This window comes from Streptomyces roseoviridis (genome assembly GCF_039535235.1).
Taxonomy (GTDB): Bacteria; Actinomycetota; Actinomycetes; order Streptomycetales; family Streptomycetaceae; genus Streptomyces; species Streptomyces roseoviridis.
This window is the reverse complement of record NZ_BAAAWU010000001.1, coordinates 2,643,095-2,665,133: the sequence shown is the minus strand read 5'-3', so window position 1 is coordinate 2,665,133 and position 22,039 is coordinate 2,643,095. Positions and strand designations below refer to the sequence as shown.

The window sequence follows — 22,039 nt, the reverse complement described above, 5'->3', positions numbered from 1 at the left end:
GCATAGGCGCGCGCACAGCGGGTAGGGCTTGGGGCATCGTCGCTCGCTCGCGGAATCGCCGTCGTCAGGAGTAGACCGTGCTGCACACGCCGCATCAGCCCCTCCGGGTCGCCGCCGCCGTGCCGCCCCAGCGCAACCCCGCTCGGGAGGACGAGGCCGGTCCCTGGCACACGGAGGCGGTGTGCCGGAGGGACGAGGCCGGACTCTTCTTCGCCCCCTCCAAGGAGCCCACCGCCGCCCGGCTCTCCCGCGAGGAGGCCGCCAAGCGGGTCTGCGCCCGCTGCCCCGTGATGGTCGAGTGCCGCGAGCACGCGCTGCTCCAGCCGGAGCCGTACGGGGTGTGGGGCGGACTCACCGCCGCCGAGCGCCGTGTGGTGCTGGCCCGGCGCCGCCGCCGGGACGTCGAGCTGCGCAAGGCCGCGGCGGCCGAGCGCGCCGAGCGCATCGCCAAGGCGGGCTGACGGCGGGCCGACGGCCGGCCGACGGGTCCCGCCGCCCGTACGGGAAGGGGCGCCCCCACCGCACATGGGGGCGCCCCTCTTCGTACCGTCATGGATCCGGGCGCGGTGCCCGGACCGGCTACTTCGCCCGGTCGAAGTCGATCTTGCTGTAGGCGCGCAGCTTCGCCAGCCGGTGGGTGGAGTCGATCTGACGGATCGTGCCGGACTTCGAGCGCATGACCAGCGACTGGGTGGTCGCGGTCTCGGAGCGGTAGCGCACGCCGCGCAGCAGCTCGCCGTCGGTGATGCCGGTGGCGACGAAGAAGACGTTGTCGCCGGAGACCAGGTCGTGCGTGGTGAGCACCCGGTCCAGGTCGTGACCGGCGTCGAGGGCCTTCTGCCGCTCGGCCTCGTCCTTGGGCCACAGCTTGCCCTGGATCACACCGCCCAGACACTTTATGGCGCAGGCCGAGATGATGCCCTCGGGCGTGCCGCCGATGCCCATGAGCAGGTCGACGCCGGTGCCCTCGCGGGCGGCCATGATGGAGCCGGCGACGTCGCCGTCGGAGATGAACTTGATCCGGGCGCCGGTCTCGCGGATCTCCTTGACGATGCCCTCGTGACGCGGCCGGTCCAGGATGACCACGGTGACGTCCTCGGCCGTCATCCCCTTGGCCTTGGCGACCCGGCGGATGTTGACCGAGACGGGCGCGTTGATGTCGACGAAGTCGGCGGCCTCGGGGCCGGTGACGAGCTTGTCCATGTAGAAGACGGCGGACGGGTCGAACATCGCGCCCCGGTCGGCGGCGGCCATGACGGCGATCGCGTTGGGCATGCCCTTGGCGTTGAGCGTGGTGCCGTCGATCGGGTCGACGGCGATGTCGACCTCGGCGCCGGTGCCGTCACCGACCCGCTCGCCGTTGAACAGCATGGGCGCCTCGTCCTTCTCGCCCTCCCCGATGACGACGACGCCGTTCATCGAGACGGTGGAGATCAGGGTCCGCATGGCGTTCACCGCAGCGCCGTCCGCGCCGATCTTGTCCCCGCGGCCGACCCAGCGGCCGGCGGCCATGGCGGCGGCCTCGGTGACGCGGACCAGTTCGAGGGCGAGGTTGCGGTCGGGGGCCTCGGGGGAGACCTCCAGCTCGGGCGGCAAGTGGTGCTCGGTCATCGGAGCGCACCTTTCTGTACGGCGACGGCCGGGAAAAGAGGGTGATGCGACTCTATCGTCAGGCCGACATATTGAGCAGAGGGCCCCACGTATGAGCGCACCGCCATGATGCGACCATGGGGGGCGTGGCAGGTATGCGAGGCAGGCAGACGGTACGCGGGATGTTCCAGTCCCTCGCGGTGATCATGGTCGCCGCGGGCGTGATGTATCTCTTCATCCCGCACGACGAGAAGGCGAACCCGGTCCGGACGAAGGACTACCGGGTGGAGCTCCTGACGGCCCAGCGGGCGGCGCCGTACCCGGTGCTGGCCCCCGAGGGCCTCGGCGAGGACTGGAGGGCGACGGTCGTCTCGTACAGGCGCGAGGACCACGACGCCTGGCGGCTGGGCTTCCTGGACCCCGACACCCAGTACGTGGCGGTCAACCAGTCGACCGAGGACCCGGAGAAGTACGTCCCCGAGATCACCCTGCAGGCGAAGAACTCGGGGAGGACCCAGACGGTCGCGGGGCAGGTCTGGCAGCGCTGGGAGGGGCCGAAGTACGACGCCCTGGTGCGCTCCGAGCGCGGCGTGACGACCGTGGTGACCGGCACGGCCTCGTTCGAGCGGCTCGCGCAGATGGCGGGCGCGCTCCAGTCGAAGAAGGCGTAGGCGGGCGGCGCGGCGCCGCCCGCAGGTACGCGAAGGGCCCCGGTGCGGTGTGCACCGGGGCCCTTCCCGTACGCGTCAGACGGTGGTGACGACCTCGTCGAAGGCCAGGCGCGGGGAGCGCGGGAACCAGGCGTCCTCACCCGGCTTGCCGATGTTGACCACCATCAGCGGGGTGTGGTCGTCGTCCAGGAACTCCTTCTGGACGCCGGCGAAGTCGAGGCCCGTCATCGGACCGGCGGCCAGGCCGGCGGCGCGGACGCCGACGATGAAGTAGGCGGCCTGGAGGGCGGCGTTCAGCAGGGCGGACTGCTCGCGGACCGGGCGCTCGGCGAAGAACATGTCCTTGGCCTGCGGGAAGTGGGGGAGCAGGGCCGGGAGCTCGTCGTGGAACTCGTTGTCCGCGGAGAGGATCGCGACCAGCGGGGCGGCCTTGGTCTTGGCCTGATTGCCCTCGGCCATGTGGGCGACCAGGCGCTCGCGGGCCTCGGGGGAGCGGACCAGCGTGATGCGCAGCGGGCTCTGGTTGAAGGCGGTGGGACCGTACTTGACCAGGTCGTAGATCGCCTGGACCTGCTCGTCGGTCACCGGCTCGTCGGTGAACGTGTTGGCCGTGCGGGCCTCGCGGAAGAGGAGGTCCTGGGCGGCGGGGTCAAGGGCGAGGGACATGCTGCGTACCTTCCGGACTGCGGGTCGCCCGTCGGGGGGATCGGGCGATGTCACGACAGTACGTCCGGAGTAGGTGAACTTTCAACTAAAGAAACCGGATAGTGATCCGGTTCACAGTCCGGACGGTGTCCCGCCCTCGATGACCTGCGGCAATGGGAGCCGTGGCGGCGGCTACCCGGCCGCCTCCGAGTCCTCCGTGCCCCGCTCGGCGGCCAGCGACGCGTCGAGCCGCGCCCGCGCCCCCTCCAGCCAGCGCCGGCACACCTTCGCCAGCTCCTCGCCCCGCTCCCACAGCGCCAGCGACTCCTCCAGGGTCGTCCCGCCCGCCTCCAGGCGCCGGACCACCTCGATGAGCTCGTCGCGCGCCTGCTCGTAACCGAGAGCGGTCTCTTCCGTGCCGGCTGCCATGCCGTCCTCCATGATCGTTCGTCGTCTTCGTAGGGGCTGGGGGAGGGGAGCTCAGGCCGGGTCCGGGTCGGCCACCCGGCGCACCGTGAACTCACCCGCCGCGACCCGGGCCCGCAGCCGCTCGTCCACCGCGACCTCCTCCGGGTCGCGCACCACCGATCCGTCCGCCCGCTGCAGCACCGCGTACCCCCGCTCCATCGTCGCCGCCGGCGACAGCGCCCGGACCCGCGCCCGGGTGTGCGACAGCTCGGAGTCGGCCCGGTCCAGGAGATGCCCGAGGGTCCGCCGACTGCGCGCCAGCAGCGCGTCCAGCTCGTCCTCCCGCACCTCCACCATCCGCTGCGGATGCTCCATCACCGGCCGGGCCAGCGCGTGCGCGAGGCCCCGCTCCTCCCGTTCGAGGAGCCCGCGCACACACCGCAGCGCCCGGTCCCGCAGTCCCCGCACGCGCTCCAGCTCCTCGCCGACGTCCGGGACCACCTTCTTGGCCGCGTCCGTCGGCGTGGACGCCCGCAGGTCCGCGACCAGGTCGAGCAGCGGCGAGTCCGGCTCGTGGCCGATGGCCGACACCACCGGCGTACGACAGTCGGCGACCGCGCGCACCAGCTGCTCGTCCGAGAACGGCAGCAGGTCCTCGACGCTGCCGCCGCCCCGCGCCACGATGATCACGTCGACGTCGTCGTGGGCGTCCAGCTCCTTCACGGCCTGGATCACCTGCGGCACGGCCTTCACGCCCTGCACCGCCACGTTCCGCACCTCGAACCGGACGGCCGGCCAGCGCCGCCGCGCGTTCTCCAGCACGTCCCGCTCGGCGGCCGACGCCCGGCCGACGACCAGACCGACCAGCTGCGGCAGGAACGGCAGCGGCTTCTTGCGGTCCAGGGCGAACAGGCCCTCCGCGCCGAGGCTCCGCTTCAGCTGCTCCAGCCGGGCCAGCAGCTCCCCGATCCCCACCGGCCTGATCTCCGCCGCCCGCAGCGACAGCTGCCCGCGCGGCGCGTACCACTCCGGCTTGGCGTGCACCACCACCCGCGCGCCCTCCGACACGACGTCGGCGACGGCGTCGAAGACCTGGCGATAGCAGGTGACGTTGATCGAGATGTCGTACGAGGGATCCCGCAGCGTCAGGAACACGACCCCGGCCCCCGGCCGCCGCGACAACTGCGTGATCTGCCCCTCGACCCAGACGGCCCCCAACCGGTCGATCCACCCCCCGATGAGCCGCGAGACCTCGCCGACGGGCAGCGGCGCTTCCGCAGACGTGTTCAGACCCATGCGCCGAGCGTAACGGGCGCCTCGGACAGAGGGGGTGCGCGGTGGCGGGCGCGTGCCCGAAGACGCGCCGGGCCCGGACTCGTCCCGCCCGCCCCGTACGCCTACCGCACCGCGCGCCGCGTGCCCTGCACCGCCAGGACGATCAGGCCGATGCCCAGCCAGACGACGCCCACCACCTGGGCCGAGGCGGCCGCCTCGACGATCACCGCGATCAGGATGGCCGCGCCGACGGCGGGGGCCACCAGGTGGGGCAGCCAGCGCGGCGGGCCCGCCATACGGCGAACGGCGAACCAGCCCACCACGCTCGCGTGCAGCAGGACGAAGGCCGTCAGGGCGCCGATGTCGACGACCGACACCAGGTGGTCGAGCCCGTCGTCACGGCGGGCCGCCCACACCGCGGCGACCATCGTCACCGCCGCCGACACCAGCAGCGCCACCCTCGGCACGCCCGAGTCCGTACGGGCCAGGACGTGCGGCAGACGGCGCTCGCGGCCCATCGCGAAGAGCAGGCGCCCGCCCGCCGCCTGCCCGGCCAGGGCCGCGAAGGCCGCGCCGATCGCCTTCGAGACGGCCACCAGATCGTGCAGCCAGTCGCCCACGCCCGCGTCCACCGCGTCGTAGAACGCCGAGCCCTGCGCCGCCGGATCCGCCGCCAGCTCCGCCGACGACACCGGCTCCAGCAGCGCCACCAGCCAGGTCTGCGCCACGAACAGCACGCCCGCGAGCGCCAGGCAGAACAGGACCGCCCGCGCCACCTTGGCCGAGCCGCCCGTCACCTCCTCGGCGAAGGACGCGATCGCGTCGAAGCCCAGGTACGACAGGACCGCCACCGACACCGCGCCGATCACCGCCGCGGCCGAGAACCCGGCGTCCCCCGTCAGCGGCGACCACCAGTCGCGCCGCGCCCCGTCCCGTACGAGCACCACGATCGCGGACACGACGAAGACCAGCAGCACCGCGATCTCCATCGCCAGCACCGCGAAGCCGACCCGGGCCGCGGCCCGCACGCCCCACAGGTTGAGCAGCGTCGTGAGGACGACCGCGAGGCCCGTCCACACCCACCGGTCCACCCCCGGGACCAGCGCCTCCATGGCGATGCCGGCGAAGAGGTACGCCACCGCCGGGATGAGCAGGTAGTCGAGCATGGCCATCCAGCCGGCCACGAAGCCCGGGCCCTCGCCCAGCGCCGTCCGCGCGTACGTGAAGACGGACCCGGCCCGCGGCGCGACCCGCACCATCTGCGCGTAACTGAAGGCGGTGAACGCCATGGCGACGGTCGCCACCAGGTACACGAGCGCGACGGCGCCGTGCGACTTGGCGTCGAGGGTGCCGAAGACACCGACCGGTGCCATGGGCGCGATGAAGAGGAGTCCGTACACGACAAGATCGCGGAATCCAAGATTCCGGCGAAGGGTCTCGTGCTCCCCGACCTGGGCTTCCTGTGCCATGGCGCCAGTTTCGGCCACGTCGGGGATCAAACCGCTGACCGACGCGGCCTTACGATGGGGCCCATGACTGCAACGCCCGCGCCGACGCCCGCGACGAACCGCCCGAAGCGTGTCCTGCTCGCCGCTCCCCGCGGATACTGCGCGGGCGTGGACCGCGCCGTGATCGCGGTGGAGAAGGCCCTGGAGCAGTACGGGGCCCCGATCTACGTCCGGCACGAGATCGTGCACAACAAGTACGTCGTGCAGACCCTGGAGCGGAAGGGCGCGATCTTCGTCGACCAGGCGACCGAGGTGCCGCCCGGCAACATCGTGATGTTCTCCGCCCACGGCGTCGCCCCGACCGTCCACGAGGAGGCCCGCCAGGGCCGCCTGAAGACGATCGACGCGACCTGCCCGCTGGTCACCAAGGTCCACAAGGAGGCCGTGCGGTTCGCCAAGGAGGACTTCGACATCCTCCTCATCGGCCACGAGGGCCACGAGGAGGTCATCGGCACCTCCGGCGAGGCCCCCGACCACATCCAGCTCGTCGACGGCCCCGAGGACGTCGCCAAGGTCGAGGTCCGCGACCCGTCCCGGGTCGTCTGGCTCTCCCAGACCACGCTCTCGGTCGACGAGACCATGGAGACGGTGGACGCGCTGAAGGAGAAGTTCCCGCAGCTGATCTCCCCGCCGTCCGACGACATCTGCTACGCCACCCAGAACCGCCAGCTGGCCATCAAGGAGCTCGCCGGCCAGGCCGAGCTGGTCATCGTCGTCGGCTCCAAGAACTCCTCGAACTCGCAGCGCATGGTCGACGTCGCCAAGCAGGCCGGCGCCCCCGCCGCGTACCTGGTCGACTTCGCCAGCGAGATCGACGAAGCCTGGCTCGAGGGCGTCACCAGCGTCGGCCTGTCCTCCGGCGCATCCGTCCCGGACGTGCTGGTCCAGGAGGTCCTGGAGTGGCTGTCCGAGCGCGGCTACGCCGACGTCGAGCTGGTCAAGACCGCCGACGAGTCGCTCACCTTCTCGCTGCCCAAGGAGCTCCGCAACAGGGACCTGCGGGCGGAGGCCGCCGCCCTGGTGGAAAGCGAGTAACGCCGGCGCCCGGCCCGTACGGTGGGTCCATGAACGTCTTCGGAGTGGACATCGGCGGATCGGGCATCAAGGGCGCCCCCGTGGACCTCGACCGCGGCGACCTGGCCGAGCCCCGCCACAAGGTACTCACCCCGCAGCCCGCGACACCCGACGGTGTCGTGGGCTGCGTCGTCGAGGTCGTACGGAACTTCGACTGGTCAGGACCGGTCGGCGTCACCTTCCCCGGGGTCGTGACCGGCTCCACGATCCGTACCGCCGCCAACGTGGACAAGGGCTGGATCGGGGTCGACGCGGGCAGGCTGATCAGCGAGCGGCTGGACGGACTCCCGGTGACCGTGCTCAACGACGCCGACGCGGCCGGCATCGCCGAGATGTCCTTCGGCGCGGGCCGGGGCCGCACGGGCACCGTCGTCGTGCTGACGCTCGGCACCGGCATCGGCTCGGCCGTCTTCACCGGCGGCCGGCTGCTGCCCAACACCGAGCTGGGACACCTGGAGCTCAAGGGCCACGACGCGGAGAAGCGCGCCTCGGCGAAGGCGCGCGAGGACGAGGACCTGACCTGGGAGCACTGGGCGACCCGGCGCCTGCGGAAGTACCTGGCGCACGTGGAGATGCTGTTCTCGCCGGAGCTCTTCATCATCGGCGGCGGCGTCAGCCGCAAGGCGGACCGGTTCCTGCCCCTGATCGAGGGCATCGAGGCCGAGATCGTCCCGGCGGAGCTCCAGAACAACGCGGGGATCGTGGGCGCGGCGATGGCGGCGCGCCCGGAGGCGCGGTAGGAGCGGAGGCTTCCGCTACGGCGCCGGTGCGGCGCCCGGGCCGCGGGGAGCCCCCACGGAGGCCCGCGGGAGGCTTGGGCGCGCGCACCGGTCCGGGGTGCCCGGCTCGGGCGGGGCGCCCGGCTCGGGCGGGCGCGGTCTGAGGGGCGCGGTGCGGTGCGGTGCCCGGTGGCCGCGTGCCCTCCGCGTGCGCGCCGCCTGGGCACTCGGGCGTGGTTCCGGGGGGCCCGCCGGCCCTGGGGCCCGTGCCCTCCGCGTCCGCGCCGCCTGGGCACCCGGGCCCGGCGCTGGGGCGCGCCGGCTGGTGCCCGCACCCTCCGCGTCCGCGACGCCTGGGCGCGTACGTCGCGCCCGGTCCTCTTCCGCCCCGGCCCGTCGACCGCTAGCCGCGCTCCGGGGCCGGGCGGCGTACCGGGCGTACGGGAGAGCCCGCCGCGGCGGCGCGCTGACGGCGGCCCATGTCCCGCACCTTCCGTACGCTCGCGATCACCCCGGCCACGAGCGTGCCGCCGTACAGCCACCCGGCGTGTACGGCGAGCGCCGTGACCAGGGCCATCGCCTGGCCGCCGACCCCGCTCGTACCGCCCGAGATCGGCACGACGCCGACCGCGAAGGCGATCGGCACGCTGATCGGCGCGGTCACCAGGTCGGCGGTCCTGACCCAGAGCGCCGTCAGGGCGCTGACCGGCAGGAACAGCAGGCCGAAGACGAGCGGGGAGCCGTCGAACAGCAGCCAGTCGAGGAAGCCGATCACCAGCATCGCGGCCGAGGCGAACAGACCGGCGCCGAGACCGGTGAGCCGGGGGTTGGGCAGCCTGCGCAGCGCCACCACCACCGGCGGCGCGGGCCGCTCGAGCCGCGGACGGCCGGGGCCCTGCCGCGCGGCGACGCGATAGACCGCCGCACCCTCGACCAGCGCGCCGGGCGGCGTCAGAGGGGCCTTCGGCCGTCCCCCGGCGGGGCGGCGGGGCTGCGGCTTGCGTGTCCTGTGCTGCTCCACCCCACCAACGTAGGTCGGAAGGGGCCGGGAACCGGGTGCGGGACACGCCCTTTGGGTGACCTTGGCGCGAAGAGCGCCGTCTTGGGGCGGTCCGGTGCGCCCGTAAACTGGGGGGACACCGCATCCACTCCTTATAGGGAAGTCGCCACCGTGTCGCTCACGATCGGAATCGTCGGCCTGCCGAATGTCGGCAAGTCGACCCTGTTCAACGCCCTGACCAAGAACGACGTGCTGGCGGCCAACTACCCGTTCGCCACGATCGAGCCCAACGTCGGCGTCGTCGGCGTGCCGGACGCCCGTCTGGAGAAGCTCGCCGAGATCTTCGGCTCGCAGCGGATCCTCCCGGCGACGGTCGACTTCGTCGACATCGCCGGCATCGTGCGCGGCGCGAGCGAGGGCGAGGGCCTGGGCAACAAGTTCCTGGCGAACATCCGGGAGTCGGACGCGATCTGCCAGGTCATCCGTGCCTTCAAGGACGAGAACGTCGTCCACGTCGACGGCAAGGTCTCGCCCAAGGACGACATCGAGACGATCAACACCGAGCTGATCCTCGCGGACCTCCAGACCATCGAGAAGGTCCTCCCGCGCCTCCAGAAGGAGTCCCGGATCAAGAAGGACGTGGCTCCGAAGGTCGCGGCGGTGGAGGCGGCCAAGGAGATCCTGGAGAAGGGCGACACCCTCTTCTCGCAGGGCATCGTCCAGGGCTCGGAGAAGGCGGAGCTGCTGCACGACCTCCACCTGCTGACCACGAAGCCGTTCCTCTACGTGTTCAACGTCGACGAGGACGAGCTGACCGACGAGACCTTCAAGGACGAGCAGCGCGCCCTCGTCGCCCCGGCCGAGGCGATCTTCCTCAACGCCAAGCTGGAGGCGGACCTCGCGGAGCTCGACGAGGAGGACGCCATGGAGCTCCTCCAGTCGGTCGGCGCGGAGGAGCCCGGCCTCGCGACCCTGGCCCGCGTGGGCTTCGACACCCTCGGCCTCCAGACCTACCTGACGGCCGGCCCCAAGGAGTCCCGCGCCTGGACCATCAAGAAGGGCGCGACGGCCCCCGAGGCGGCCGGTGTGATCCACACCGACTTCCAGAAGGGCTTCATCAAGGCCGAGGTCATCTCCTTCCACGACCTCGTCGAGACGGGCTCGGTCGCCGAGGCCCGCGCGGCCGGCAAGGCCCGCATGGAGGGCAAGGAGTACGTCATGCAGGACGGCGACGTGGTGGAGTTCCGCTTCAACGTGTAGTGGGTGACATACCACCACGTCGCTGATCTGGCAAACGTGCAGGTCAGAGAGGGTCCGACTCTTCGGAGTCGGGCCCTTTGTTTTTCCCGTGCTGGGATGGTGCTGGGATAGCTGACCCCTCGTCACCTGTCATCACCCCTGCTCATCCCTACCGTGCTGGGATCGTGCTGGGATGGGATGGGGGTGCCCGTGCTGGGATTTGCGTGAGCGGGGCGCTGACCGAGCTGTGAAGGTAGTGCAGACGTGGCGCTTTTCCTACTCGTTTGACACAATCGGGGGTATGGCTGAGGCGACGTACAGCATTGGGGAAGGGCCAGCGACGCGGGTGAGCTTGTCGCTGCCGGAGGGGACCGCGGAGGCGATCCGGGCTCGCGTGGGCAAGCGGCAGTTCTCCGCGTTCATCGCCGAGGCGGTCGAGCGTGAGCTGCGCGGGCAGGTCCTGGACGAGTACCTGGCGGACTACGAGAGCCGTAAGGGGCCGGTCTCCGAGCCGGCTCGTCAGCGGGCGCGGCAGGTCTTCGACGAGGTGTTCGCCGAGGAGGCCGAGTGGCCCGCCGCAGGCTGAGTCACGAGGGGACGCTCGTCCTCGACAGCGAGGGACTCTCGAAGCTGCTCGCTGACGAAGAACAGGTGGTGGCTCTGATTGCTGAGGCGCGCTCGCGTGGCATGGAGGTCGTGATCAGTGCGCTCACCATCATCGAGGCCGTCCACGCCCGTACGAACAAGTCACGCCTGAACTGGGTGCTTTCCGGGCTGCGGGTCGTCCCGGTCGGTGACGAGGAGGCGAGGGCTGCCTCGAAGTTGCTGATGAATGCCGGATTGCACGGACACAAGTACGCGATCGATGCGGCCGTCGCCGAGGCCGCGCTGCGACAGCACCGCCCCGTGGCCATGCTGACTTCCGATATTGACGACATGGCCAAGCTGTGCGGCGAGCGGGTCCGGCTCGTGGCGGTGTGATTTCCCTTGGTCCGGCTCAGTAGGAGCGGGGTCCGTAGGGGCTCCAGTGACCGAGGAAGGGCTTGAGGTCGTCGCCGCTGGGTTTCGGCGGCGTGGGCAGTTTCGGCGCTGAGGCCGCTGCGGGCCGCCCGCAACCTCGGCTTTCGTCTCCGGGGCGTCCGTGTCCCAGTGAGCCAGCTCATTCCGGTACTCCTTGACGGCGGTGATGCGGCGCATGAGCGGGAGCGTCGGCCGCTCGCAGGTGGGGGTGCGCTCAAAAGGAGGCGGATTCGGCCAGGCTCCGGGAACGGTGCACTTGGTGAGGCGGGCCTAGGCGGCTATGCAGCCTCGTCGAACATTGAGGACTGGGCCGACTCGCTTTCGATGCCGATGACTTCGACGGTCACGCCGCGAGCGGCGAGGGCCTTCGCGGTCTGGGCCAGGGTGATGGCGGAGAACGGGAAGAGGGAGTCCGGCGTGAGCTTGGCTCCGTCCTTCAGAAGGATCGCGAAGACGACGCGGCGCGGGGTGAAGTCCTCGGGGATGCTGCGGGCCGGATCGCTGTTGACGTGTACGGACCGGGCGAACTCCGCGCGTACGGCCGCGTTCTCGAAGAGGAGCTCAACGGAGACGCGCGCCTGGCTGAACAGGTGACTCAGCGAGCTTGAGGAGTGCGCGGGCTTCACGAGGACAAGAGTGTCGTCCTCGGTGAACAGGTCGCAGATCTCGACGGAGTTGCTTGCCCGAAAAGGGTTGTGGACATTCTTCTTGTCCAGGCAGACCCAGCCGCGACGGGCCTGGGCAGCCAGCTTGTTGTAGTCGCCTTCGTCTACGGGACGCATCACGCGCGTACCCTTCTTGTTGAGCTTCTCGACGAGCGGCCAGCGGGGGAGATCGACGGAGGGCGTGTCGGGGAACAAGGGAGCCACGGTCTCGTTGACGTTGCGCAGGTAGCCCGCCCCGAGCTCGTACCACTCACCGTCGAGCAGACAGAACGTGCGGGAGCCGAGGGAGAAAGTGGCCTCGATCCACTTCATGGCGGTTTCCTTGGACAGGGCTTCCAGGGAGGCGGTGCGCGGGGCGAGCGCGGTCCGTGCGGAGAGCGTGTCACGAAACAGTTCGACGGTGCCCTGCCGGAGCGCCGTGACGCGGGCGCCTGCCTTGATCACACGGGCCCGCTCCAGGACGTAGTCGAGACTGAACTCGTCCCGGAGGTGGGGCGGGCAGGACCCGATCTTGATGGTGCAGGCGGTGGACCGGGGCAGGTCGGTGCTCTGGGAGAAGGGGACGGCGGTCATGATCCGGCCGTCTGCGGGACGGCCGAGCGTGGTGTCCAGTTCCGCGTCGAGCGCGTCGATGAGGGAAGGGTCCTTGACCGCGGTGATGTGCTCGACGAAGGCCAGGTCGGGGTGGGGAACGACGTGCTCGCAGATCGCGGCGATGGCGCGGATGTCCTTGATCAGTGTGGCGGGGGTGGTGCCGAGTTTGATACGGAGACCGATGCCGCCCTCTGCGGTCATGGCCCCGTTCCTGGTGCCGCTCCCTGCGGTGAGGTCGACTTCGTCGAGGTAGCCGCCGAGGTGGCGGATGATCCGCCCGTGGTCCCGGAGTCCGAGTGCCGGTACGGAGGCGCCGGCAGAGATCAGGGAACTGTCGATGCGCGCCTGGCCGAGGACGCTGGCAGTGAAGTCCCGCACCTGACGCGGGTTGATGGCGCGGATACCGAAGGACAGACCGAAGTGCGCGTCCTTGAGCTGGGCGGGGAGAAGCCGGTAGCCCTGGTCGAAGCCGATCGCGTACACCACGTCGTCGACGGCGAGCACGAGCAGTGCGCCGGTGCGCTGCTCGCTCTGCAGCAGGTCCGATTCGCCGGCGAGCCGGAGGATGTCCTTGCCCCAGGCGGCTTCCTCCTTCGCTACGGCGAAGGACACCGCGAGGGCGGGAACTCCCATGTGATCGCTGACGTCGCGCACGACCGCGTCCAGGGTGTCGAGGGCGTCGACGTCGAGGGCTTCGAGCATCGACTCAGGGGTCGCCTTGACGTGGGTCAGGCGGTACAGGGTGCGCTTCGACGCGGTGCTGGACACAGAGGTCTCCTGGGGCGAGGTTGCGGTGCGGTTCGGTAACACGAGCGGCCTTACGGGACGGGTGGTGTCGAGGCGGACAGGGGTGAGCGCCCGGCAAGGGAGCAGAGGTGCGGCGATGAGGACGCCGATGCGGTCGGACTCGTATGGGGCTGGCGTCCCGGCGGGTGGTGCCGGGGTGATGGTGACGACGGTGCCAGAAGATTGGAGGTTAAATTGTTCGAGAACCTGATAACCCTGGTTATCAACCGCTGGCGAAGTTGAGAGCTCGACCGGCTGTAGCGTGTGAGGTGCCCTGGGAGAAACGTTCTCGACCGAGAGCACGAGGCAGTCGTCACGAAGGGAACGGAACCGCATGGCTGGCGCACGGGAAGCGACCGATCCCATCCTGCCCGAGGAGATCTCCTGGCGGATCAGTTACGCCGAAATCGGGACCTTGGCCCAGGTCCAACGTCCCGTCGTCACCACCTGGGCCCGCCGACACGCGGATTTCCCCGAGCCCATTGCGTACGAGGGAGCCAGCCCGCTCTTCGACGGCCGTGAAGTCGCCGAATGGCTTCTGTCCACCGGCCGCGGCAATGCCGACGCCGGCCAGATCCGGGCGGAGCTGGTGCTCCACACCTTGTCCGCCTGGCGGCGCGCGATGCCCGCTCGCGCGCTGGTCGACACGGTGACGGCGCTGCTCTGCCTGCGCCAGCTCCTCGACGAACCGCTCGCCGACCTGCCCTGGCAGGCGATCCTGGAGCGTGCCGCCGAGACCGACTTCGACGACACCTTCCTCCAAAGAGAGCTGCGCGACCTGCCGGACGCCGACCGTCAGGGCCCCCTGCTCGCCGTACTCGCCGACCAGCTCACCGAGGCCGCCTACACCCCGGCCGAAGCGCTCGAACGGGTCATGGACGCGCGCCGCCGCCTGGGCTGCGACGACCTCGCCGCCGATGAACCGATTCCGCTGGTGAGCCGCACGATGGCCCACCTGACCGGCCTCGCGCGACTGAACGAGCGCGAGGAAGGAACAACGGCCGCCGTCCTGCATCCCCGGAGCGGCGATCTCTTGGTCGCCCTGCACGAATCCGTGTCCGACGCCGAGGACTCACCTTTCTTCCTCTCCGCGGACCCGATGCCGGACCTGGCCCGGCTCGCCCGCCGCCGCCTCATGGCACAGGGCGTCCAGGAATTCGAGATGGACCTTGCCGACGGCGAGGAACTAGCCACGGAAGACTGGGGAAACCCGCACGTCATCGCCTGCTGCCTGCCCTATGAGGCGGCCGAGACCCGCAGCCCGCTCGCCGTCCTGCAAAGCCTGCAGGACCTCACCGACCTCCTTGCCGAGGACCGCACTGCCGTCGTCCTGGGACCCGCCGACGCGCTCGTCCGGCCTCTGCCCGTCCGCGGGGAAGCGGACCGTCTGCGCCGGGGCTTCCTGGAACAGCACCTCCTCAAGGCCGCGATCAGCCTCCCCGAAGGCGTACTCCCCTTCCGCCCGGCCCACCGCACCGCGATCTGGATCCTGCACCGCACCCCCGAAGACAAGCGCACCGGCCAGATCTTCCTCGCCGACCTCTCCTCACGCCCCCTCACCCCGCAAACCCTGGACGCGCTGGCCGAGGACATCGACATCTTCCGCGACGCCGGCTGGCGGGCGGACAGCCGCCACGAACCGCGCAACGCCGCCGTCGTCCGGGCCACCGCGCTGACCGGCGCACCCGGTGCCGCGTTCACCCCACAGCACCGCCCGCACGCCGACCGCTACACCCGCACCGTCGTCGAACGCCCGGCCCGCATCTCCGAGACCGAACTCCGCCTCCAGCAGCTGATCGACGCCACCCGCAGCGCCCTCGACCACGCGCCCACGATCCGCGCCAACGCCGTCTTGCGCCCCGACGACCAGCCGGCCCGCCGCACCACCGTGGCCCGCCTGCTCAAGGACCGCCGCCTGCGCCGACTGCCCGGCCACCGCATCGCCGCCGAACACCTCCTCACCGGCGGCGCGGGCCACTACACGGTCCTCACCCCGGCCGAGATCACCGGCAGCGCGCCGGTCGGCAGCCACCGCATCGACCGCGCCGTACTCCACACCACCTACGAGCACGCCTACTTCACCGAACCCGGCGACATCGTCGTCACCGCCACCCCGAGCTTCGGCGCGTACGTCGACGACGAGGGCCTGTCGGTGGTCGCCTTCCCCGCCCGCGTCCTGCGCGCACGGTCCGACGCCGAGCATCCCGTACGGCCCCGCGTCCTGGCAGCGCTCCTGCGCTCGGCGGCGACCGAACACCGGCGGGTGAGCGGCGCGGTCCGCTCCGCCCGCCGCATAGAGGACCTCCTCATCCCCGACCTCCCCGGCGACGAGGCCGAACGTTACGACGCTCTACTGGCCGACATTGCCCGCCGCACGGCCCTGCTGCGCCAGCACGCGGCGGCCCTCGACGACCTGACCTCCCTGACCGCCGCCGGCCTCGTCGACGGCACGCTGACCCTCACTGAACCCCCTCTCGTCCGACCCTCGTCCGACTCGTGAAGGAGACCCGAGCGCCCATGCCTCCCCGGAAGAAGAAGCCCGCCGACCAGGCGGAGCTGTTCACCGCCTCCACGCCCAAGGAGATCCAGGCCATCCTCTGGAAGGCCGCCGACAAGCTGCGCGGCTCCATGGACGCCAACCAGTACAAGGAGTTCGTCCTCGGCCTGATCTTCCTCAAGTACGTCTCCGATGCCTTCGAAGAGCGCCGCGAACAGCTCGCCAAGGAACTGGCGGAGGAAGGCATCGCCGAAGACCGGCTGGAGGAGTTCCTGGAGGACCAGGACGAGTACACCGGGCACCACGTCTTCTGGGTCCCTGAGAGCGCCCGCTGGTCGTCGATCTCCGCCAACGCCAAGAGCGGCACCGTCGGCGAGGTCCTCGACCAGGCGATGGACGCCATCATGAAGGCCAACCCGTCGCTGACCGGCGTCCTCCCTAAGATCTTCAACAAGGACAACGTCGACAAGAAGCGCCTGGCCGAACTCGTCGACCTCATCACCGACGCCCGTTTCGGTGGCAGCGACGACAAGCCCGCCCAGGACGTCCTCGGCGAGGTCTACGAGTACTTCCTCGGCAACTTCGCCCGCGCGGAAGGCAAGCGGGGCGGCGAGTTCTACACCCCGAGCAGCGTCGTCCGCCTTCTTGTGGAGGTCCTGGAACCGTACGAGGGCCGCGTGTACGACCCGGCCTGCGGCTCAGGCGGCATGTTCGTCCAGGCCGCCAAGTTCATCGAGGCCCACCGCGGCCGCAGCCACAAGGCAGACATCTCCGTCTTCGGCCAGGAACTCAACGAACGCACCTGGCGCCTTGCCAAGATGAACCTCGCCATCCACGGCATCGACGGCAACCTCGCCGCCCGCTGGGGCGACACCTTCGCCGACGACAAACACCCGGACCTCAAGGCCGACTACGTCATGGCCAACCCGCCCTTCAACATCAAGGACTGGGCGCGCAACGAGTCGGACCCGCGATGGAAGTACGGCGTCCCGCCGAGGGGTAACGCCAACTACGCCTGGCTCCAGCACATGATCAGCAAGCTGGGGGAGCGGGGAACGGCCGGCGTCGTCCTTGCCAACGGCTCGATGAGCAGCCAGCAGAGCGGCGAGGGCGAGATCCGGCAAGCGCTGGTGGACGGCGACATGGTGGCGTGCATGGTCGCGCTGCCGGCGCAGCTGTTCCGGACGACGGCGATTCCGGCGTGTCTCTGGTTCCTGGCGAAGGACAAGTCGCCGGGGGGTGTGAAGGGGCAGAAGGCCGCGGCTGCGGATCGCCGGGGCGAGATCCTGTTCATCGACGCCCGGGACATGGGCGAGATGGTCGACCGCACCGAGCGTGTCCTGACGGACGCCGACCTCGCGAAGATCGCGGGGACCTACCACGCGTGGCGCGGGACGACGAGCGCGAAGGACGCGGGAGAGACGTACGCGGATGTGCCGGGGTTCTGCGCTAGCGCGGACCTGAAGACGGTCCAGGAGCACGGGTACGTGCTGACACCGGGGCGGTACGTCGGAGCGGTCGAGGCGGAGGAAGAGGACGCTGAAGCGGTCGCGGAGAAGATCTCGCGGCTGACGACGGAGCTGTACGAGCTGTTCGACAAGTCGGATCAGCTGGCGAAGACGGTGCGTGAGCAGCTGGGGAAGATTGATGACTGAAATGATGGAAGTTTCCGCCCCAAGCCTTTCCCTGGGGGCGGCAGTCCTTCCTGGCGAGTGGAACTGGAGCCCTCTGGGTGAGGTGACTTTGGGCATTTATGACTGCCCGCACTCAACTCCGAAGCTGACTGATGACGGCCCGTACGTGGTGAGGACGCAGGACATCATTTCTGGCACTTTCCGAAAGGCTGGGGCGGCCAGGGTAAGTCGCGAGACGTACCTTGAGCGAATCAAGCGTGCCGTGCCCACGCAAGGTGATCTTCTTTATAGCCGCGAAGGTACATACTTTGGTATCGCTGCGGAGGTGCCGGAAGACGAAGAAGTCTGCCTCGGGCAGAGGATGGTGCTGATCCGTCCGGATGCATCCGTCGTCAACTATCGATATCTGCGGTACTGGCTCAATTCTCCGTTTATGGCATCGCATGTGCATGGAAGCAAGGACGGGTCAGTAGCTGCGAGGCTCAATGTCTCCACGATTCGTAAGCTCCCCACTCTGCTCCCGCGACTCGTGGAGCAGGCGGCTATCGCTGAAACGCTCGGGGCGCTGGACGAAAAGATCGCCGTCAATGAGCGCATCGCGGTCACGGCGGACGAACTGGCCTTGGCTCTGGCTCTCGATGAGCGATGGGAAAAACGGATTCGGCTGGGCGAGATCGCCGACCTCAGTAAGGTTCAGCAGGTCCCTCAGGAGATGTCCGACGATCTCGTCGATCACTACAGCCTGCCGGCCTTCGATTCCGGGAAGGCTCCTGATCGTTGTTCTCCGCTCTCGATTAAGAGCGGGAAGTTTGTGATCGATTCCCCTGCGGTCCTTCTGTCCAAGCTGAACCCTGAGATTCCAAGGGCTTGGGATGTGGTGCCAGATGGGTCGGTTCCCTCTCTGGCGTCAACGGAGTTCCTGGTTCTTGTGCCTGGACTTGGCATCTCCACGCATGAACTCTGGTCGGTAGTGGCGCAGCGGAAGTTCCTTGAGGAGCTGGCGGCGAAGGTCACCGGAACGTCCAAGAGTCACCAGCGTGTGCGTCCAGCAGAGGTAATGGAGACGGAGGTGGTCGACCCCCGGCAGTTCGGCGAGGTCGGCGGCCAGATTCGTTCCCTGGCCCAGTCGATTCTCGCGGCTCGCCGTGAGTCGAAGACCCTCGCCACCCTCCGCGACACCCTCCTCCCCCAACTCATGTCCGGCCGCCTCCGCGTCAAGGACGCCGAGAAGATTGTCGAGGACCACGTATGACTACGAACGGGAACGACAACAGCAGCAGCGACACCCCCGACACCCCTACCCCCGATAACTTCCGCCCCCTCGAAATCGACTGGGAGTTCCTCGCCCTCGAAGAGCTCCTGGAACTCGACTGGCCGAAGGCCGAGGGCAATGAGCTCGCCCCTGGCTCCGGCCACCGCCGTTCCTGGGACGACCTGATCCTTTACTCCGATCTCCGCGAGGCCATCGAGAGGCTCAACCCCGCCCTCCCCCCGGAGGCCGTCCGTGAGGCCCTTGCGACCGCCGCGACCCCGGCCTCGCAGGACACGTACGAGGAGAACCGGACCGCGCACGGCTACCTGACCGACGGCATCCACTCCGTCACGTACACCGACGCGCTCGGCGCCGAGCACACGCCGACCGTCCGGATCGTCGACCTGGAGAACGCGGACGCGAACAAGTACCGCGCCGTCCGTCAGGTGACCGTGATCAACGGTGAGCGCAACCGCCGCTTCGACCTCGTCCTGTACGTCAACGGCCTCCCGCTCGCCGTCATCGAGCTCAAGCGGGCCGGTGACCCGAACGCCACCCTGGCCGCCGCGCACACCCAGATCCGGCACTACATCGAGGAGTTCCCGACCGCCTTCCGCTACAACGCGGTCGTGCTGCTCTCCGACGGGATCACCGCGAAGTACGGCACGCCCTTCACCCCGTACGAGCACTTCGCCCCGTGGAACACCGACGAGTTCGGCGCCCGCGTGGACACCGTGGACGCTGCCGCCGTCCACGCCGACGTCGACATCCCGACCGGCCAGGACCTCGCCCTGCACGGCCTGTTCACCCAGCCGCGCTTCCTCGCCCTGGTCCGGTCCTTCATCAACTTCGTGCCGGCCAAGCGCATGAAGCGGATCGCGAAGCCGCACCAGTACTTCGCGGTCACCCGCGCCGCCGACGCCGCGCGCCGCGCCGCCGCGACCGACGGCAAGGCCGGCGTGGTCTGGCATACCCAGGGCTCGGGCAAGTCCGAGGAGATGGTGCTGACCACCAACCTCGTCATGCGCGACCCCGCCCTGCACAACCCCACCGTGGTGGTCGTCACCGACCGCACCGACCTCGACGACCAGCTCTTCGACACGTTCAAGGAGAGCGAGGTCCTCCCGGAACAGCCCCACCAGTTCCTCAACCGCACCGCCCTCCGCGAAGAGCTCGCCGCCAAGCGCACCGGCGGCATCCTCTTCACCACCCTGCAGAAGTTCGGCCGTACCAAGCAGGAGAAGGAGTCTGGGACCGACCACCCGCTTCTCTCCGAGCGGCGGAACATCGTCGTCGTGGTCGACGAGGCCCACCGCAGTCACTACGACCACCTCGACGGCTACGCTCGCCACCTGCGCGACGCGCTCCCGCACGCCACGCTCCTCGCCTTCACCGGCACCCCGATCTCCGAGGCCGACCGCAACACCCGCGAAGTCTTCGGCGACTACATCGACACCTACGACCTCAAGCGGGCCGCCGACGACGGCGCGACCGTGAAGGTCTACCACGAGAGCCGTGTCGTCCAGCTCGTCCTCGACCACGACGTCGACCCCACCACCATCGACACCGAGGCTGACCGCATCACCGATGGTCTGGACGACACCGAGCGCGCCCGCGTCGAGCAGGCCGTCGCCACCATGAACGCGATGTACGGCGCCCCCGCCCGGATACGCGACCTGACCCAGGACCTGGTCGAACACTGGGAAGCACGCCGTGCGGCGATGCTGCCGTTCGTCGCGGACGCCGACGACGCACCCGGCGGCGCCCCCGGCAAGGCGATGCTCGTCTGCGCCACCCGCGAGATCTGCGTCCGCGTCTACGACGCCCTGAAGGAACTGCGTCCCGACTGGCACACGGACGACCCCACCACCGGCGCCATGAAGATCGTCTACTCCTCGGACTCCCGCAAGGACTCCGAGGAACTGCGCGCCCACGCCCTGCGCGACTCCCAGCGCAAGGCCGTCATCAACCGTGCCAAGGACCCCGAGGACGAACTCCAGCTCCTCATCGTCAACAACATGCTCCTGACCGGCTTCGACGCGCCGCCCATCCACACCATGTACCTGGACCGGCCGCTGCGCGGCGCCGGCCTGATGCAGGCCCTGGCCCGCATCAACCGCCGCTTCCGCAAGAAGGAAGACGGCCTGCTCGTCGGCTACGCCCCCCTCACCGAGAACCTCCAGAAGGCCATCGCCGAGTACTCCGCCGACGACCAGGCCGACCGGACCCTCGGCCAGGAGATCGACCGCGCCCTGGACGAACTCCGCAACGAGTACGACATCCTCGACCAGATGCTCCTCGGCTGGAACTGGCGCGAACGCCTCTCCCGCCCCGACGCGAAGGCCTTCGTCAAGGCGGCCTACACCACGGCCGAGTACCTTCGCAGCCCCGCCACCCCGGGCAACAACCCCGACCAGCTCGACGACCCGAACCAGACACTCAGCCGCCGCTTCCGCGAACACGGCTACCGCCTGGAACGCTTCTTCGCCCTGGCCGGGTCCTCCGCCGACATCGGCTCCCGGTTCACCGACCAGCCTTACTGGAAGCGCGACATCCAGTTCCTCGTCGAGGTCCGTACGTACATGGCGAAGCTCGACGCCATGGACCGCGAGGCCCAGGGCCTGCCCGTCGCCCGCGACGTCGCCCTCTACCTCTCCCAGCTCACCTCCGCCGTCGTGGAGACCGGCGGCGTCACCGACCTTTTCTCCGAGGCAGGACTGGACAAGGCCGACCTCACGCACCTCAACGACGCCCTCGTCGGCCGCCTGCAGAACAGCGAAACCCCACACCTGGCCGCCGAAGCCCTGCGCCGCCTCGTCGAGCGGAAGATGCGTGAGCAGACCCGGCACAACATCGTCCGCCAGACCGCTTTCTCAGAGCGCCTTCAGGACCTGATGACCCGCTACATGCGCCAGCAGCTCACCAGTGCCGAGATCATCGCCCAGTTGGTGGAACTGGCCAAGACGGTCGCGGAGGACGCCCGGCGAGGCGAGAAGTTCACCCCGCCGCTGGGCGACGACGAACTCGCCTTCTACGACGCGGTCGCCGACCTCGGCAGCGCCCGCGACCTCATGGGCGACGAGATCCTTTCCAGTATTGCCCGGGACCTCGTGGTCCAGGTCCGCAAGAACCTCAAGAAGGACTGGATCGCCCGCGAACCGGTCCGGGCCAGGCTCCGCGCCACCATCAGGCGCCTCCTGGCCCGCCACGGCTACCCGCCCGAGCAGTCCAAGGAAGCGATCGACCTGGTGATCCGCCAGATGGAACACTTCGCCGACAAGTGGTCCCAGGACGGCTCGGCCGCCGACGCATAGCCCTCGCTCATCTCGCTTCTGGCCCCGGCAAGCGTCTGTTTGCCGGGGCGGTCGTCTGCCCGACCGGATGTCCTTCGCGGGGTCGGCAGGGGCTGCGCCCGACCGCCTTACGAGAAAAGCAAATTCCCGTGCTGCGAGACGTGAGGTG

General features: G+C 69.7%; 18 protein-coding genes. 11 read left to right on the top strand and 7 right to left on the bottom strand.

From position 1 onward, the window contains the following. Nucleotides 1–77: 77 nt before the first annotated feature. Nucleotides 78–461: a WhiB family transcriptional regulator gene (locus tag ABD954_RS11780; RefSeq protein WP_345485885.1), complete on the top strand. Its 384-nt coding sequence runs from the start codon at nt 78–80 to the stop codon at nt 459–461. A gap of 118 nt (nt 462–579) precedes the next feature. On the opposite strand, the gene glpX is transcribed toward ABD954_RS11780, so the two are convergent. Continuing rightward, the gene (glpX, locus tag ABD954_RS11775; RefSeq protein ID WP_345485884.1) at nt 580–1,611 is read right to left on the bottom strand and encodes a class II fructose-bisphosphatase; all 1,032 of its coding nucleotides are present in this window, start codon (nt 1,609–1,611) and stop codon (nt 580–582) included. 116 nt (nt 1,612–1,727) lie between these two features. On the opposite strand from glpX, the gene ABD954_RS11770 reads away from it, so the two are divergent. Continuing rightward, the gene (locus ABD954_RS11770) at nt 1,728–2,261 is read left to right on the top strand and encodes a DUF4245 domain-containing protein (protein ID WP_345485883.1); all 534 of its coding nucleotides are present in this window, start codon (nt 1,728–1,730) and stop codon (nt 2,259–2,261) included. 75 nt (nt 2,262–2,336) lie between these two features. Here ABD954_RS11770 and ABD954_RS11765 read toward each other — a convergent pair whose 3' ends face one another. The 4 genes from ABD954_RS11765 to ABD954_RS11750 all read right to left on the bottom strand — a co-directional run bounded on the left by ABD954_RS11765 (nt 2,337) and on the right by ABD954_RS11750 (nt 6,058). After that, nucleotides 2,337–2,927 carry a malonic semialdehyde reductase gene (locus ABD954_RS11765; RefSeq protein ID WP_345485882.1) on the bottom strand — a complete coding sequence of 197 codons (591 nt, stop codon included), beginning with the start codon at nt 2,925–2,927 and terminating at the stop codon, nt 2,337–2,339. Nucleotides 2,928–3,098: 171 nt separating this feature from the next. Further along, entirely contained in the window at nt 3,099–3,335 is a 237-nt protein-coding gene (locus ABD954_RS11760) for an exodeoxyribonuclease VII small subunit (RefSeq protein ID WP_345485880.1), read from the bottom strand. Nucleotides 3,336–3,386: 51 nt separating this feature from the next. Next, on the bottom strand, nt 3,387–4,610 hold the full coding sequence (gene xseA / locus ABD954_RS11755) for an exodeoxyribonuclease VII large subunit (protein WP_345485879.1): 1,224 nt from the start codon (nt 4,608–4,610) through the stop codon (nt 3,387–3,389). Between the two features lie 101 nt (nt 4,611–4,711). Further along, nucleotides 4,712–6,058 carry an APC family permease gene (locus ABD954_RS11750; protein ID WP_345485878.1) on the bottom strand — a complete coding sequence of 449 codons (1,347 nt, stop codon included), beginning with the start codon at nt 6,056–6,058 and terminating at the stop codon, nt 4,712–4,714. 54 nt (nt 6,059–6,112) lie between these two features. On the opposite strand from ABD954_RS11750, the gene ABD954_RS11745 reads away from it, so the two are divergent. Together ABD954_RS11745 and ppgK are read left to right on the top strand one after the other, a co-directional pair. Next, a complete protein-coding gene (locus ABD954_RS11745; protein WP_382745854.1) occupies nt 6,113–7,132 on the top strand; it encodes a 4-hydroxy-3-methylbut-2-enyl diphosphate reductase in 1,020 nt (339 codons plus the stop codon). A gap of 29 nt (nt 7,133–7,161) precedes the next feature. Continuing rightward, entirely contained in the window at nt 7,162–7,911 is a 750-nt protein-coding gene (ppgK, locus tag ABD954_RS11740) for a polyphosphate--glucose phosphotransferase (protein WP_345485876.1), read from the top strand. A 382-nt stretch (nt 7,912–8,293) separates the two neighbouring features. Here ppgK and ABD954_RS11735 read toward each other — a convergent pair whose 3' ends face one another. Further along, nucleotides 8,294–8,911 (bottom strand): DUF6542 domain-containing protein, encoded by a 618-nt coding sequence (locus ABD954_RS11735; protein ID WP_345485875.1) that lies wholly within the window; start codon nt 8,909–8,911, stop codon nt 8,294–8,296. 150 nt (nt 8,912–9,061) lie between these two features. Between ABD954_RS11735 and ychF the strand changes: the two genes are divergently transcribed. The 3 genes from ychF to ABD954_RS11720 all read left to right on the top strand — a co-directional run bounded on the left by ychF (nt 9,062) and on the right by ABD954_RS11720 (nt 11,110). Beyond that, complete coding sequence (gene ychF / locus ABD954_RS11730) at nt 9,062–10,150, top strand: redox-regulated ATPase YchF (RefSeq protein WP_345485874.1); 1,089 nt, start codon at nt 9,062–9,064, stop codon at nt 10,148–10,150. Nucleotides 10,151–10,430: 280 nt separating this feature from the next. Beyond that, nucleotides 10,431–10,715 (top strand): hypothetical protein, encoded by a 285-nt coding sequence (locus ABD954_RS11725; protein WP_345485873.1) that lies wholly within the window; start codon nt 10,431–10,433, stop codon nt 10,713–10,715. After that, complete coding sequence (locus ABD954_RS11720) at nt 10,697–11,110, top strand: DNA-binding protein (RefSeq protein ID WP_345485872.1); 414 nt, start codon at nt 10,697–10,699, stop codon at nt 11,108–11,110. The genes ABD954_RS11725 and ABD954_RS11720 overlap by 19 nt, the downstream gene beginning before the upstream one ends. 317 nt (nt 11,111–11,427) lie before the next feature. Here the strand turns inward: ABD954_RS11720 and ABD954_RS11715 are convergent, their stop codons facing one another. After that, entirely contained in the window at nt 11,428–13,176 is a 1,749-nt protein-coding gene (locus ABD954_RS11715; RefSeq protein ID WP_345485871.1) for a DUF6119 family protein, read from the bottom strand. A gap of 352 nt (nt 13,177–13,528) precedes the next feature. Between ABD954_RS11715 and ABD954_RS11710 the strand changes: the two genes are divergently transcribed. Genes ABD954_RS11710 through ABD954_RS11695 form a run of 4 tightly spaced genes read left to right on the top strand, consistent with a single transcriptional unit; the run spans nt 13,529 to nt 21,891 of the window. Further along, on the top strand, nt 13,529–15,694 hold the full coding sequence (locus ABD954_RS11710) for a DNA methyltransferase family protein (protein WP_345485870.1): 2,166 nt from the start codon (nt 13,529–13,531) through the stop codon (nt 15,692–15,694). A gap of 17 nt (nt 15,695–15,711) precedes the next feature. After that, nucleotides 15,712–17,346 carry a class I SAM-dependent DNA methyltransferase gene (locus ABD954_RS11705; protein ID WP_345485868.1) on the top strand — a complete coding sequence of 545 codons (1,635 nt, stop codon included), beginning with the start codon at nt 15,712–15,714 and terminating at the stop codon, nt 17,344–17,346. Next, nucleotides 17,339–18,577: a restriction endonuclease subunit S gene (locus tag ABD954_RS11700; protein WP_345485867.1), complete on the top strand. Its 1,239-nt coding sequence runs from the start codon at nt 17,339–17,341 to the stop codon at nt 18,575–18,577. The genes ABD954_RS11705 and ABD954_RS11700 overlap by 8 nt, the downstream gene beginning before the upstream one ends. Further along, the gene (locus tag ABD954_RS11695) at nt 18,574–21,891 is read left to right on the top strand and encodes a type I restriction endonuclease subunit R (protein ID WP_345485866.1); all 3,318 of its coding nucleotides are present in this window, start codon (nt 18,574–18,576) and stop codon (nt 21,889–21,891) included. The genes ABD954_RS11700 and ABD954_RS11695 overlap by 4 nt, the downstream gene beginning before the upstream one ends. Nucleotides 21,892–22,039: the final 148 nt, after the last annotated feature.